The 14,061-nt window shown below is 68.5% G+C and carries 9 protein-coding genes; 5 read left to right on the forward strand and 4 right to left on the reverse strand.

The genetic code is table 11. The features are described 5' to 3' along the window. Nucleotides 1-17 precede the first annotated feature (17 nt). Complete coding sequence (pgi, locus tag ACYVDK_RS06680) at nucleotides 18-1,697, forward strand: glucose-6-phosphate isomerase (protein WP_460519765.1); 1,680 nt, start codon at nucleotides 18-20, stop codon at nucleotides 1,695-1,697. A gap of 65 nt (nucleotides 1,698-1,762) precedes the next feature. Here the strand turns inward: pgi and ACYVDK_RS06685 are convergent, their stop codons facing one another. The 3 genes from ACYVDK_RS06685 to ACYVDK_RS06695 form a co-directional block, all read right to left on the reverse strand. Then, nucleotides 1,763-2,260 (reverse strand): hypothetical protein, encoded by a 498-nt coding sequence (locus ACYVDK_RS06685; protein ID WP_460519768.1) that lies wholly within the window; start codon nucleotides 2,258-2,260, stop codon nucleotides 1,763-1,765. Beyond that, nucleotides 2,253-2,588 carry a helix-turn-helix domain-containing protein gene (locus ACYVDK_RS06690; RefSeq protein WP_460519771.1) on the reverse strand — a complete coding sequence of 112 codons (336 nt, stop codon included), beginning with the start codon at nucleotides 2,586-2,588 and terminating at the stop codon, nucleotides 2,253-2,255. The genes ACYVDK_RS06685 and ACYVDK_RS06690 overlap by 8 nt, the downstream gene beginning before the upstream one ends. Nucleotides 2,589-2,927: 339 nt before the next feature. Further along, nucleotides 2,928-4,574 (reverse strand): DEAD/DEAH box helicase, encoded by a 1,647-nt coding sequence (locus ACYVDK_RS06695; protein WP_460519774.1) that lies wholly within the window; start codon nucleotides 4,572-4,574, stop codon nucleotides 2,928-2,930. 429 nt (nucleotides 4,575-5,003) lie between these two features. Between ACYVDK_RS06695 and ACYVDK_RS06700 the strand changes: the two genes are divergently transcribed. The 4 genes from ACYVDK_RS06700 (at nucleotide 5,004) to ACYVDK_RS06715 (ending at nucleotide 12,098) form a co-directional block, all read left to right on the forward strand. Continuing rightward, nucleotides 5,004-7,451, forward strand: a complete 2,448-nt coding sequence (locus ACYVDK_RS06700) for a HelD family protein (protein ID WP_460519777.1) — start codon at nucleotides 5,004-5,006, stop codon at nucleotides 7,449-7,451. 106 nt (nucleotides 7,452-7,557) lie between these two features. Then, nucleotides 7,558-8,982, forward strand: coding sequence for a glycoside hydrolase family 1 protein (locus tag ACYVDK_RS06705; protein WP_460519780.1), 1,425 nt, complete (start codon nucleotides 7,558-7,560; stop codon nucleotides 8,980-8,982). Between the two features lie 4 nt (nucleotides 8,983-8,986). Then, nucleotides 8,987-10,219 (forward strand): MFS transporter, encoded by a 1,233-nt coding sequence (locus tag ACYVDK_RS06710; RefSeq protein ID WP_460519783.1) that lies wholly within the window; start codon nucleotides 8,987-8,989, stop codon nucleotides 10,217-10,219. Between the two features lie 13 nt (nucleotides 10,220-10,232). Next, complete coding sequence (locus ACYVDK_RS06715) at nucleotides 10,233-12,098, forward strand: sulfatase (protein ID WP_460519786.1); 1,866 nt, start codon at nucleotides 10,233-10,235, stop codon at nucleotides 12,096-12,098. On the opposite strand, the gene ACYVDK_RS06720 is transcribed toward ACYVDK_RS06715, so the two are convergent. Then, nucleotides 12,007-13,971, reverse strand: a complete 1,965-nt coding sequence (locus tag ACYVDK_RS06720; protein ID WP_460519788.1) for an ABC1 kinase family protein — start codon at nucleotides 13,969-13,971, stop codon at nucleotides 12,007-12,009. The two genes, ACYVDK_RS06715 and ACYVDK_RS06720, sit on opposite strands and share 92 nt — an antisense overlap. Between the last annotated feature and the right edge of the window lie 90 nt (nucleotides 13,972-14,061).

Below are 14,061 nucleotides of genomic sequence, written 5' to 3' on the forward strand. Positions count from 1 at the left end.
CGGATAGCGTTGGCGGTGTGAATGCACCCGTCGACCCCACCACGACATCCGCCTGGGCAGAGCTCGAGGCCCACCGCGACGCTTTCGCCCCCGACCTGCGCGGCTGGTTCGCCACCGACCCGGGCCGCGTCGAGCGCCTGAGCTTCGCGCTTGCCGACCTGCACGTCGATCTGTCCAAGAACTTGGTGACCGACGACACCCTCGCCTCGCTTGTGCGCCTGGCAGAGCAGGTCGGCGTCGCCGAGCGCTTCGAGCAGATGCTCGCCGGCGTGCACATCAACACCACAGAGGATCGCGCCGTTCTGCACACCGCGCTGCGCCGGCCGGCGGATGCCTCGCCCGAGCTGGTCGTCGACGGCCAGCACGTGGACCACGACGTGCACGAGGTGCTCGACCGCATCGCCGCGTTCGCCGACCGGGTGCGTTCCGGCGACTTCGCGGGAGTCACAGGCAAGAAGATCGCCACGGTGGTGAACATCGGGATCGGTGGATCCGACCTCGGGCCGGTGATGGTCTACGAGGCCCTCAAGCCGTACGCGGATGCCGGGATTCAGGCCCGCTTCATCTCCAACATCGACCCCACCGATCTGGCGCAGAAGACGTCCGGCCTCGACCCGGAGACCACGCTCTTCATCGTCGCGTCCAAGACGTTCACCACTCTCGAGACGCTGACCAACGCGCGACTGGCGCGCGACTGGCTGTGGGAGTCTCTGCAGGCATCCGGTGCCATCGGTGACGACGAGCAGAGCAAGAAGGATGCCGTCGCCCACCACTTCATCGCCGTCTCGACCGCGCTCGACAAGGTCGCCGAGTTCGGCATCGACACCGACAACGCGTTCGGCTTCTGGGACTGGGTCGGCGGCCGGTACTCCGTCGACTCCGCGATCGGCACGTCGCTGGCGATCGCGCTCGGGCCGCAGAACTTCGCCGACTTCCTGGCCGGATTCCACGCCGTCGACGAGCACGTGGCATCCACCCCGCTTCAGCGGAACGTGCCCGTGCTGATGGGACTGCTCAACGTCTGGTATTCGAACCTGCTCGGCGCGCAGTCGCACGCCGTGCTGCCGTACGCGCAGCTGCTGCACCGCTTTCCGGCCTACCTGCAGCAGCTCACCATGGAGTCGAACGGCAAGTCCGTTCGCTGGGACGGTACGCCGGTCACGACCACGACGGGGGAGATCTTCTGGGGCGAGCCCGGCACGAACGGGCAGCACGCGTTCTACCAGCTGATCCACCAGGGCACCCGCCTCATCCCGGCGGACTTCATCGCGTTCGCCGACCCGGCCTATCCGATGAAGGACGGCGACCGCGATGTGCACGGGCTGTTTCTGGCGAACTTCCTGGCGCAGACGAAGGCGCTCGCGTTCGGCAAGACCGCCGAAGAGGTCGAGGCGGAGGGCACCACCGGGGCGCTCGTGGCCGCGCGCACCTTCCCGGGGAACCGGCCGACGACATCCATCATGGGCGAGGCGCTGACGCCGAAGGTGCTGGGCGAGTTGATCGCGCTGTACGAGCACATCACGTTCACGCAGGGCGCCGTGTGGGGCATCAACTCATTCGACCAGTGGGGCGTCGAGCTCGGCAAGCAGCTAGCGCTGCAGATCGCCCCTGCGATCGAGGGCGACGAGGCGGCGATCCAGGCACAGGATGCCTCCACCCGCGCCCTTCTGGACTACTACCACCAGCACCGGTCGTAGGTCGGCGACTGTCTCGCCGCACGAGGCGTCTTGGTCGTGCAGCGAGAAATTCATCGGCGTTCGGCTCAACCCGGTTCGTGCCGGCTGGCCAGTATCTCGCGCAGTGTGGGCAGGACGCGCTGGTCCTTGGGCCGGTTCGTCGCTTGTTTCGAACGAATGATGTCGGCCAGCGATGCGAGGCGAACGGTCACACCGCGCACGTCGAGCAGGGAGGCGTCGCGCGCGAGGTCCGCGTATCCCGTGGTGCCGTTTGGAACGAAGGAGATGTCGAAGTCGCCGAAGTCTGTCACGAGGTTCCAGGTCTGGGCCGAGGCGAGCGACGCAGCGTCGTGCGCGAAGGGGAGGCCGTCTGGTTCGGATGCGGTGCGAACCAGGGCGTGGAGGTCGCGAAGTGCATCCGAGAGCCTCGCGAGGTTCTCTTGCGATGCCTCAGGTGTGATGTCGACGTCCTGGGTCAGGAAGGGGGAACCGTGTTGAACGGCGGCGTATCCGCCGATCAGCACGTATTCGACCCCCCGGGTTTCGAGGGTGCGCAGCAACTCGATCGCGTTGAACTCAGGCATCGGATGCACCCATGACACGCGCCTCCTGCATGGCGCGTGCTTGATCGAGTAGGTTCTCGAAGGCGTCCTGCCGTTGCGCCGGAGTCAGAGCGAGCATGCGCTGCGCTTGAACCCAGTCGGAGTCGTCGAGCTCCACGAGCATGACGTCGAGGTCGAGGCGCATCAGTCGCAGGTACCGAACGACGTCATCAAAGCTCGGGGCGGTTCGCCCGGACTCGAGCCGAGCGACCGCCGACTGAGTGGTGCCGGCGAGTGCAGCGAGTTGCGCCTGCGTGAGTCCGCGTCGGCGCCGCGCTTCCCGGATCAGGTCGTTGCCCATCCCCACCATGAGATGAGTATAGCAAGGGTGCTATGCACGGCGCCGGTGTTCGGGGATCCTCTAGGGGCTGGTTCGGGTGAGGCTCGCACGGCGTCCGCGGCCGTACGCGTTCGCCGCGGGTGCAGCGGTGCCGCTCGGCTGGTGGAAGTCATCGAGAGGCGCTCTAGCGGCGGACTCTGCATCCGGCGCGGACGCGAACCTCCACTCTGCGAACCCTCGCAGCACCTCGCGCTGTTCATTACTCAGGACCGCGGCCGGAGGTCGCCTGCTGCACGCCGGAGATCATGCGGGGCTGCGGGGCCGGGCTGTCCAGCGGTCCTGATTTATGAACGGATGAGGCGCGCCAGGTCAGCCCTGCGCGCGACGCGGGCCGCGGCCGCGAGAGGTGCCGCCGTTGGGACGCACGATGTCGCCCACGCGGTACCCGGTACGGCTCTGTGCCGCCCCGCCGCGGTGTGAGGACTGGCCGGTCGCCTGTTGGCCGCCACGCGAGGGCTGCCCCGACGACTGCTGGCCGCCACGCGAGGGCTGCCCCGACGACTGCTGGCCGCCACGCGACGACTGTCCGCCGCTGCGACCGTGCTGTCCGCCGCGGGTGGGCTGGTCGCCGCGTTCCGCGTCGGCCCGACCACCACGCGATGACTGCGTGCTGCGGCCGGATGCCTGCTGGGTGCGGGCATCCGCTCCACCCGAGCCGCGCCCGCGTCGACGGCCGTTGCCGCGAGCCGAGCCGGCCTCGAGTGCCTCCCCGACCGTGCGGCTGCCGCCCTTGGACGAGCGCTGCGGCCGCTGCTGCTGCTGAGCCTTCGGCGCCGGCTTCACGTACGGTGCCACCTCGCCGACCAGGCGCGCCACCTCGGGCGACGTCGCCGTCACAGTCAGCGGCATGGCCGCGATAGCGGCCTTGCGCAGCACGACGCGAAGATCGGCACTCTGGGTCGGCAGCGAGATCGTCACCACGTCGCCGGTGGCGCCGGCGCGGGCCGTGCGGCCCGAGCGGTGCAAGTACGCCTTGTGCTCCGCCGGCGGATCCACGTGCACCACGAGCTCGACGTCGTCGACGTGCACGCCGCGGGCGGCGACATCCGTCGCCACCAGAACCCGAACGCTGCCGTCGCCGAACGCGGCCAGGTTGCGGTCGCGCTGCGGCTGCGACAGGTTGCCGTGCAGGTCGACGGCCGGGATGCCCGACTCGGTCAGCTTCTTGGCCAGTCGCTTGGCATGGTGCTTGGTGCGCATGAACAGGATGCTGCGCCCCTTGCCCGACGCCAGCGCGTGCACGAGATCGTTCTTCGCGTCGGCGTCCGTGACCTCGAACACGTGGTGAGTCATGCGGTCCACGTGACTCGTCTCGTCGTCCACGGAGTGCAGCACGGGGGAGTGCAGGAAGCGCTTCACGAGCTTGTCCACACCGTTGTCGAGCGTCGCGGAGAAGAGCAGGCGCTGCCCGGAATCGGGAGTCTTGCTCAGGATGCGCGTCACCACGGGCAGGAATCCGAGGTCGGCCATGTGGTCGGCCTCATCGAGCACGGTGATCTCGACGGCGTCGAGCGAGACGAATCCCTGGTTCATCAGATCTTCGAGGCGGCCAGGGCAGGCGACGAGGATGTCCACACCGGCTCGCAGCGCATCCACCTGGCGCTTCTGGCTGACGCCTCCGAACACGGTGGTGGTGGTCAGGCGGTAGGCGGCGGCGAGCGGCTCGAGCGCTGTCGCGATCTGTGTGGCGAGCTCGCGGGTCGGGGCGAGCACGAGCGCGAGCGGATGCCCCGCCCTGCGCTTTCCGCCGGCGAGCGTCGTGCCGAGTCGTGCGGCGATCGGCAGGGCGAACGCGATCGTCTTGCCTGAGCCGGTCTTGCCCCGGCCGAGCACGTCGCGGCCGGCGAGCGTGTCGGGCAGGGTGTCGGCCTGGATCGGGAATGCCTCGCTCTTGCCGTCGCGTTCGAGTACGGCGACGAGGGGCGCGGGCACGCCGAGGTCGGAGAAGGAAGTCATGGGGGTGCCTTTCGGGCGGGCGTCGTGGTGCGCACGACGGAAGTGCGGCGAAGGCGCCGAGTGGCGCATCCGTTCGCCGTGAGAAGGAATCGAAAGCGAGTCGTGCGCGATTATGACGCGGCGACGACCTCGCGAGCTGATGCGCTCTGACGACGCAGGCGTATCCCGGCATCGGGAACGCAAGAGCAACAAGCCTATCAGGTCGTGTAGTAACTGGCGGCAGAGCAGACACGATGCCGCTCCTCGACAGGGCACGATGCCTTTCCTCGACAGGACATAGAGCGCTCTCCCGCCGAGAACATGCCGAACTGGCATGCTCTCGATCGGTTGTCCTGTTGGCGCGCCTCGCCGACTGCGACGGCTCCTTGAGCAGCGGAGCCGGGCACAGTCCCTTAAACTGGACGGCCTGATATCGAACCGGGGGGACGCGTGCACGAATCGGAACTCGCTCGGGAACGCCGCGTCGTCGCCGACCTCTACGCCCGGCTCGACGCTCTCCGCGAGGACACCGTGCAGCGCCTCGCCGCCGTCCGCAGGCAGAGCGCGGGCGGCACGCACCAGGCGCGCGGCGAGCGGGATGCCTACGCGCGGCTCTATGAGGACCGCATCCTGCAGCTGCGCGAGGTGGAGCCCCGTCTCGTGTTCGGCCGCCTGCAGCTGGAGGAGGATGCCGCGAGACTGCACGCCGGCGCCGAGACAGCGGGTAATGCCCTCCTCCTCGGGGCGGGCGTGCAGTCTCACGACTCGGATGCCGGCGACTCGGATGCCGGCGACTCGGGTGCCGGCGACTCGGGTGCCGACGACCCGCTGCGCGACCCGCGTCTGCGCTATGTGGGACGAACCGGCCTGCGCGACGACGACGAGCACACCGTGCTGCTGGACTGGCGCGCTCCCCAGGCGACCGCGTTCTACCAGGCGACCGCCGCGAATCCGCTCGGGGTCGCCGCCCGGCGCCGACTGACCATGCGCGATCGCCATGTGCTGCGGGTCGACGACGAGGTGTTCGACTCCCGGGTGCTCGAGCAGGCAGGGACGCGACCCGACGAGGTGTCCGGCGACGCGGCGCTGATGGCCGCGCTGATGTCGCAGCGCACCGGGCGCATGAACGACATCGTGGCGACGATCCAGTCCGAGCAGGACCGCATCATCCGGTCCGAGCTGCGCGACGCGCTCGTGGTACAGGGCGGCCCCGGGACGGGAAAGACCGCGGTGGCGCTGCACCGCGCCGCCTACCTGCTGTACGCGCATCGGCAGAAGCTGCAGGCATCCGGCGTGCTCGTCGTCGGCCCGACGCACGCGTTCCTCACCTACATCGAGGAGGTGCTCCCGTCGCTCGGCGAGACCGGCGTGGTGATGCAGAGCCTCGGCGAGCTGTACCCCGGCGTCTCCGCTGACACAGATGACCCGCCCGCCACGGCCCAGCTGAAGGGCTCCAAGCAGCTGGTGAGCCTCATTCAGCGGGCCGTCGAGTCGCGGCAGCGGGTGCCCGGCGAGGCATCCGTGGTCAAGATCGACAACGAGCGACTGGTGGTCGAGCCCGCGCTCATCACGGATGCCCTGCGTCGCGCACAGCGTACCGGCAAGCCGCACAACGTCGCCCGCGTCACCTTCGTCAAGCAGGCGCTCACCGCCCTGACCGCCCGGCTCGCCGAGCAGCTTCGCAAGAAGGGGCAGACGCTCGACGAGGAGGACTTGACCGTGCTGCGCGAAGACGTGCGCACGAGCTACGACGTGCGCGTGCTGCTGAACACCGCATGGCTGCCGCTGACCCCCCAGAAGCTCCTCGCCGACCTGTATGCGAGGCCGCAGTGGCTGGCCGAGCTGACGCCCAGGTGGAGCGCCGAGAAGCGGGCGCTGCTGCGGCGGTCGCGGGAGGCCGAGTTCACGATCAGCGACATCCCTCTGCTCGATGAGGCCTCCGAGCTTCTGGGCGAGGCCGCCGATGTCAGGGACCAGGCGCAGCGGCAGGCGTCCAAGGAGCAGCGCAGGCGCGACCTGCGGATGGCGAGAGCCGCGATCGCGGATGCCGGCGCGGAGTCGTTCGTCACCGCCGAGCAGCTCGTGGACCAGGCCGCGGAGCGCGGCGACGGGCTGACAACGGCAGAACGTGCCGCGTCCGATCGCACCTGGACGTACGGGCACGTGGTCGTCGACGAGGCGCAGGAACTCAGCCCTATGCAGTGGCGACTGCTGGTTCGGCGCTGCCCCATGAAGTCGTTCACGATCGTGGGCGACATCGCGCAGTCGTCGGCGGCCGGCGGCGGGCGGAGCTGGGCGGATGCCGTCGGCCCGCTCTTCAAGGACCACTGGCGTCTCGAGGAGCTCACCGTCAACTACCGCACCCCGGCGCAGATCGCGCGGCAGGCGGAGGCGTTCGCCCGCTTGCACGGGCTGCCGATCACGCCGGCGCGTGCCGTGCGCGAGGGCGAGTGGCCGGTGCGCGAGGTGGTCGCCGCCCCTCCACCCGTTCAGGCCGCACATTTTGTCGGTTCTGAGCTTCCGGACCGACGAGAACTGCGACCTGAACGGATGGAGGGTGCGTCGGCCCTGATCGACGCCACGGTCGACGCCGTCGCGCACGACCGGGGCATCGAGGACACGGGGTCGCTCGCCGTGATCGTGCCGGTCGCGCTCGCGGACGAGGTGGCGGATGCGGTCTCCCGTCACTACGGAACGGATGCCGGCCGCGGGGCATCCGGCCTGGTGAAGCCGATCGTCGTGCTGACCGCGCACGACGCCAAGGGCCTCGAGTTCGACGCCGTGGTGATCGCGGACCCCGACGCGCTGGTCGCGGAATCGCCGCGCGGGGCATCCGCTCTCTACGTCGCGATGACGCGTCCGACGCAGCGGCTCACGCTGGTGCGCGCCTCGGCGTAGGGCAGCGCTGACACGGATGCCCTCGATCGAGGGTATGGTGTCCGAAGTGGGTCAAGTGACCCACTTCGGTGCGTAGCGGACGATGTGGTCCGCATCGGGAGACATGATGGTCGAAGACGACTACACAGATGCAGCGGCGCTGGCACGACGATTGCCACCCGGTTTCGTGATGGGAACCGCAACGGCCGCCGCCCAGATCGAAGGCGCCGCCACGACGGAGGGCCGCACACCGAGCGTGTGGGACCGGTTCAGCGCGCTGCCGGGCAGGATCGTCGACGGCAGCGACACCAGCATGACGACCGACCACTTCCACCGGCATTCCGAAGACGTGGCCCTCATGCGGGAACTCGGTGCGGATGCGTACCGGTTCTCGTTCTCCTGGACTCGGCTTCAACCCCACGGCCGCGGCTCGCTGCATGCCGACGGCGTCGCCTTCTACGACCGGCTCCTTGACGAGCTGCTCGATGCGGGGATCGGGCCGGCCGCGACGCTCTCGCACTGGGATCTGCCCGTCGAGTACGGCAACGGTTGGCTGGACCGGGACACAGCGGCCCGGTTCGGCGACTTCGCAGGCCTGGTCGGCGAGCGTTTCGCCGACCGAGTGAACATGTGGATCACCATCAACGAACCGGCGACGGTGACGCTGAACGGATATGCACTCGGCCTGCATGCGCCCGGACTTGCGCTCCTCTTCGACGCCCTGCCCACCGTGCACAACCAGCTGCTGGGCCACGGCCTCGCGGTCCAGGCGCTGCGTGGCGCAGGCGTGCAGGGGCGGATCGGCATCACCAACGTGCACAGCCCGGTCATTCCGGCCAGCGACAGCGAGGAGGACGCCACGATGGCCGCCCTCTTCGACATCGTGCACAACCGTGTGTTCGCCGATCCTGTTCTGTTGGGTCGCTACCCGGATGCGCCTCCCGGGCTCGATACGATCCTCGGCTCACTGGGAGCTGTTCCGCAGGACGACCTCGATGTCATCCACCAGCCTCTCGACTTCTACGGGCTCAACTACTACATGCCATCCCGCGTCGCCGCCGGAGCCGGGAGCGGAGCGAGCCCCGACGGGATCAGCGAGGCGATGAGCGACCTGCCGTTCCGTCTGGAATCGCTGCCGGAGCATCCGGTCACCGGCTTCGGCTGGCCGATCGCCCCGGAGTTCTTCGCGACCACGCTCGTCGAGTTGCAGGAACGGTACGGCTCCGCGTTGCCTCCGGTGTACATCACGGAGAACGGCGCGAGCTTCTCCGAGTCGGCCGCCGCCGACGGCGTCGTTCACGACGCGGAGCGCATCCGCTACCTGGCGTCGCATCTGCGTGCCGCCCTCGATGCGGTGGCTCCCGGGGGCCCTGCCGAAGGCATCGACCTGCGCGGCTACTTCGTCTGGTCGCTCCTGGACAACTGGGAGTGGGCGGCGGGATTCACTCAGCGGTTCGGGCTCGTGCATGTGGACTTCGCCACGCTGAAGCGCACCCCGAAGGCATCGTTCCATTGGATGCGCGACCTCCTCGCCGCGCGCACCGTCGGCTAGCGGCATGACCGACGAGTCGACTCTGCAGGCTCCCGCGGTCGAGGACGGGCGGTCGGTGGGTCGAAGATGGCTGACCTGTTTCGGCCTCGCCTGGTTCGGCTTCTGGCTTATCGTGATGCTTCCCGGGCAGTTCATGACGCTCAAACTCGCCGGAACGATCGATGCCGCGGCCAAGGTCTCGATCAGTTCCTTCCTGATCGCGGAGTCATCCGTCATCATCCTGGCGACCGTCCCGATCATCGGCTGGCTGTGCGATCGCAGTTCGCCACGGTTCGGACGCCGCCGTACCTGGGCGCTCGCGGGATTCATCGTCGCCGTCGTGCCCTTCGCCTTCGTCGGTCTTCAGACCGCCTGGCCGCTTGCCGCGGTGCTTCTCGGCATCGTCGCGATGGGGCAGGCGACCGTGCTGGTCTCCCTGTCGGCGGTGATCGCCGACCATGTGCCCGTGCACCAGCGAGGACGGGCTTCGGCCGCCATGGGCGTGCCGCAGGTGATCGCGTTGGCCGGCGGCACCGCGCTGGTGACGGAGGTCGTCACAGATGTGGCGGCGAGCTGGATGCTGATCGCCGCCATAGCGTTCGTGTCGGCTCTGCCCTTCCTGCTCTTCTTCCGAGAGCCGGCGTCGCCGCCGGTGGCCAGGCGAAGCGGGGTGCGCCGGTCCGCATCCCGTGCAGCCCTGGCGGGCTACCACGACTATGGCTGGGCGATGCTCGCACGGGTGCTGATCAACGCGGGCAACCTGGTCGGCACGACGTACCTGCTGTTCTTCCTCTCCGATGCGCTGCGGCTCGCCGACGCCGACACGGCACTTCTGTTGCTGACGCTCGTCTATCTGCTCGCCAGTGGGGCCGCATCGTGGATCGGCGGCGTCGTCAGCGACCGGTGGCGATCACGCCGCAGGCTCGTGGCCTTGTCTGCAGCACTGCAGTCGGCCGCCGCGCTCACGCTGGCCCTTTCGCCCGTCTGGCCCAGTGCGATCGTCGCCGCCGTGCTCCTCGGCCTCGGGTACGGCCTGTTCCTCTCCGTCGATCAGGCGCTCCTCACCGATGTGCTGCCCAACCCGCGCACTCGAGCCCGCGATCTGGGCATCGTCAACTCGGCGCAGCACATCCCGGTCGCGCCACTCGTCGGATGGCTGGTGCTGAGCATCGCGGGCTACACCTCGCTCTATGTGGTCGCAGCCGTGCTGATCGCGATCGGCGGAGCCGTCGTCTACCGCATTCGTTCCATTCGCTGACCGGAGGTCGCCAGTGAAAGCCATCATCGTCATGTTCGACACCCTCAACAGGCGATTCCTGCCCCCGTACGGCGCCAAGGGTGTGCATGCGCCCAACTTCGAGCGACTCGCGCAGCACAGCGTGCTTTTCGAGAACTGCTACGGCGGCTCGATGCCCTGCATGCCGAGCCGACGTGAGATGCACACGGGACGATACAACTTCTTGCATCGCGGCTGGGGGCCGCTCGAACCGTTCGACGACTCCGTACCTCAGATGCTCTCGTCGGCAGGCGTGTACACGCATCTGGCCACCGATCACCAGCACTACTGGCTCGATGGCGGCGCGACCTATCATCCGCGTTTTCGCACCTTCGAGTTCTTCCGCGGTCAGGAGGGCGACGAGTGGAAGGGGTCGGTCGCCGACCCCGACATGACGAATGTCGCACCCCACTCGAGCAACCGGCTGTTGCGGCGCCAGGATGCCGTCAACCGCACCCACCTGCGGACCGAGGACAGGCATCCGCAGACGCTGACCTTCGATGCGGGCATCGAATTCATCCAGACCAATCGAGACAGCGACGATTGGTTCCTGCAGATCGAGACCTTCGACCCGCACGAGCCCTTCTTCAGCTACGAGCAGTACCACCGGCTCTACGAGAGCGAACCCTGTGATCGCGCCGGAGCAACCGCCTCAGGTTCCGACTTCGACTGGCCCGACTACAAGCAGGTCACTGAATCCGACGAGGAACTCGCCCACCTGCGCAACCGATACCTGGCGTTGTTGTCGATGTGCGACCGCTCCCTGGGGCGCGTGCTCGACACGATGGACGAACTCGCGTTGTGGAACGACACGATGCTCATCGTCTGCACCGACCACGGGCTCCTGCTCGGGGAACACGCGTGGCTCGGCAAGAACGTGCCGCCCTTCTACGACGAGACCATCCACACCCCGCTGTTCGTCTGGGATCCGCGATACGAGGTCGCGGGGGAGAGGCGCGATCAGCTCGTGCAGACGATCGACTTCGGCCCCACGCTGCTCGACTTCTTCGGTTTCGAGCGCACACCCGACATGCAGGGCCGGTCGCTCGGCACGGTGATCTCCACTGGGACCTCGCTGCGCAACGCGGCACTCTTCGGAATTCACGGTGGCCACGCGAATGTGACAGACGGACGCTACGTATACATGCGAGCCTGCGTGACGCCTGACAACCAGCCGCTCAGCGAGTACACGCTCATGCCGACCAGCATGCGGGGTCGATTCTCGCCTGACCGTCTCGCGCACGCCGAGCTCGTGCCGGCGATGGGTCACACGAAGGCGTCTCCCTTGCTGAAGGTGCCCTCCATGGCGCCGACCAACCCCGCAGCGTTCGGATCGATGCTCTTCGACCTGGTCACCGACCCGCAACAGGCGGCGCCCCTGGTGGACGACGCACTGGAATTGCGGATGGCTACCCTGCTCGTCGAGCTGATGCGGGCATCCGAGGCCCCCGCCGAGCAGTACGTGCGCCTGGGCCTGCCGCAGCGAGGGGAGGTCACCGAGGACCATCTCGTTCTGGGGCGCGGTGCGCCGCCCCGGGCGGCCGGCGCGGAACCGGCGCAGGAGGTGCGTGCCGACTCTCTGCTCAACACCCTCCCGCTGCGAGTCCTGCTCGCCGATCCCGCCGCAGTGGACGTTCTGCGCAGCGTGCTGGGACCCATAGCCGACAGCCCGCTGCCCGAGGAGGCGATGGACATGACGCTCGTGCAGATCGCCACAGTCACCGCGGGAATGGTGTCGGCGCAAGCGCTCGCCGAGCACGACGCCCTGCTCAGCGCCGCCGGAACGCGTCGAAGAACACCCGAAGAGCCAGCACGCCCGACACCACCAGCAGCAGATAGCCGAAGAGCTGGAACAGAGTGAGCGACGGGGTCACCTGAGGGCCGCCGCCGCTGGTCAGCAGCATCGCAGCCATGATGCCGAACACCCCGGAGAGGAAGGTGAGGGCCGCAAGGGTGACGAACTCGCGCAGCACCTTGCGATCCCGCTGATCGGCCAGAAGGCGCACATTGACGCTGAGCCGGCCGGAGGCGAGGTCCCCCGTGATGCGGTCGATGCGCTGCGGCAGCTTGCGGATCACCGGCACGGCACCGAGCACTTCGTGCTTGAGCGCGTCGGCCAGCGCTGAAGGGCGACGAGCGGCGGCCACGCGCTCCTCGGCGTAGGCGGTGGCCGCGGCGACGAGCTCGAACGGCGGATGCAGGGCCCGCAGACTGCCCTCCACCGTCGCCATCGCGCGGAACGGCACGGTCAGCTCGGCAGGTGCTGTGAGATCGAACGACGCCAGAATGCGCATCACCTGGGTGAACGCCGACGCATCGAGTGTCGATCCCGGGCCGAGGAATCGCGCCATGAACTCACCGATCTGCTGCCGCAGGGCGAACTCGTCGAGGTCGTCGGGAACCTCGACGAACGTGAGCAGGGCATCGGAGAAGGCAGCGGCATCCGATCGGGCGAAGGCGAGCAGCACGTCGGTGATCTGGCCGCGCACCTGCGAGTCGAGTCTGCCGACCGAGCCGAAGTCGAGCAGCACGAGCTCGCCCGCAGGCGTGACCAGCACGTTGCCGGGATGCAGGTCGGAGTGGAAGACGCCGGCATCCATGATCTGGGCCAGCATCGAGTGGAACAGCCGCGTCGCCAGCGCCTTGCGGGTTTCGTCGTCGAACGCGGCGAGGGCCTCGGGGTCGCTCAGTGTGGCGCCTTCGACGAACTCCAGAACGAGCACGCCATCGGTGGAGAGCCGGGCGAAGTGCTTCGGGATGCGCACCCTGGCCTGCTCGGGCAGCCCGGCGATCGCCGCCTCGAGCGCGGCCATGTTGCCGGCCTCCACCCGATAGTCCAGCTCGTCGCGAAGGCTGTTGGTGAGGCTGGCCGCGAGTTGATCGAGTCCGATCTGCCGCGCCCAGACGGTGGATTCGCTCAGTCGCCGCGCCACCCGGCGAGCGATGTCGGCGTCCCGCTCCACCAGAGGCACGATTCCGGGGCGGCGCACCTTGACGGCGACATGCTCCCCGGAGACGAGGCTGCCGACATGAACCTGTCCGATGGAGGCCGCCGCGAGCGGCTCGGTGTTCAGCTCGGCGAACACCTCGTCTCGGGGGAGGGGCAGTGCGCCGTCGAGCTCGGCGGCGATGTCGTGCCACGGCACGGTCGGAACCCGCTGCTGCAGCGAACGCAGCACGGTGGTGAACTCGGTCGGCAGAATGTCGGTGCGGGTCGAGAGCAGCTGGCCGATCTTGACGAACGCTCCGCCGGCCTCCTCCAGTGCGGCGACCATGGCCCTGGCCTGCTTCGTGCGTTCCATGGCCGCCGTGGCGGTCTGATCGGAATCGATCGTGAACGGGATGAGCTTGTTGCGACCGGCGATGCGCAGCAGTTCGGAGTAGCGCGCCGCTCGGTCGAGGGTGCGGCGCATGCCTGGAATCCACTGATCGGGGCGGGCGACCGACCCCTGCGGCACGAGAAGCTCTGCGACCACCAGGAACGCGATCGCGGTGAAGAAGATGATCGCGAGCTGAATCGGGATGATCGCGGGGCTGTAGGTCGCCTTGCCCCAGACGTACTGCGACTCGAACCCGACCTCCGCTCCCAGGCCCAGGATGCCCGCGATGACGATGCGGATCACCCCGACCCGCACCCCCAGCAGTCGTCGGGACAGGGTGCCGATCAACAGCATCGCGATGACGGTCGCCACCGCCATGAGCACGACATCGAGCACGGCGGACAAGACCGTCATGGCGCCACCTCCCTGAACGGAGAGCCGTTGTCAGCGTAGCCGCGGCGGAACGGATGTCCGTGGCGCGCGGCATCCTTCATCGGGCGCGCC

The organism is Humibacter antri (assembly GCF_054777235.1).

Bases quoted from the DNA above. Each gene is read 5' to 3' on its own strand.
- ACYVDK_RS06705 (WP_460519780.1), top strand. From the start codon at position 7,558: ATGGTCGAAGACGACTACACAGATGCAGCGGCGCTGGCACGACGATTG.
- ACYVDK_RS06720 (WP_460519788.1), bottom strand. From the start codon at position 13,971: ATGACGGTCTTGTCCGCCGTGCTCGATGTCGTGCTCATGGCGGTGGCG.
- ACYVDK_RS06685 (WP_460519768.1), bottom strand. From the start codon at position 2,260: ATGCCTGAGTTCAACGCGATCGAGTTGCTGCGCACCCTCGAAACCCGG.
- ACYVDK_RS06710 (WP_460519783.1), top strand. From the start codon at position 8,987: ATGACCGACGAGTCGACTCTGCAGGCTCCCGCGGTCGAGGACGGGCGG.
- ACYVDK_RS06695 (WP_460519774.1), bottom strand. From the start codon at position 4,574: ATGACTTCCTTCTCCGACCTCGGCGTGCCCGCGCCCCTCGTCGCCGTA.
- ACYVDK_RS06690 (WP_460519771.1), bottom strand. From the start codon at position 2,588: ATGGTGGGGATGGGCAACGACCTGATCCGGGAAGCGCGGCGCCGACGC.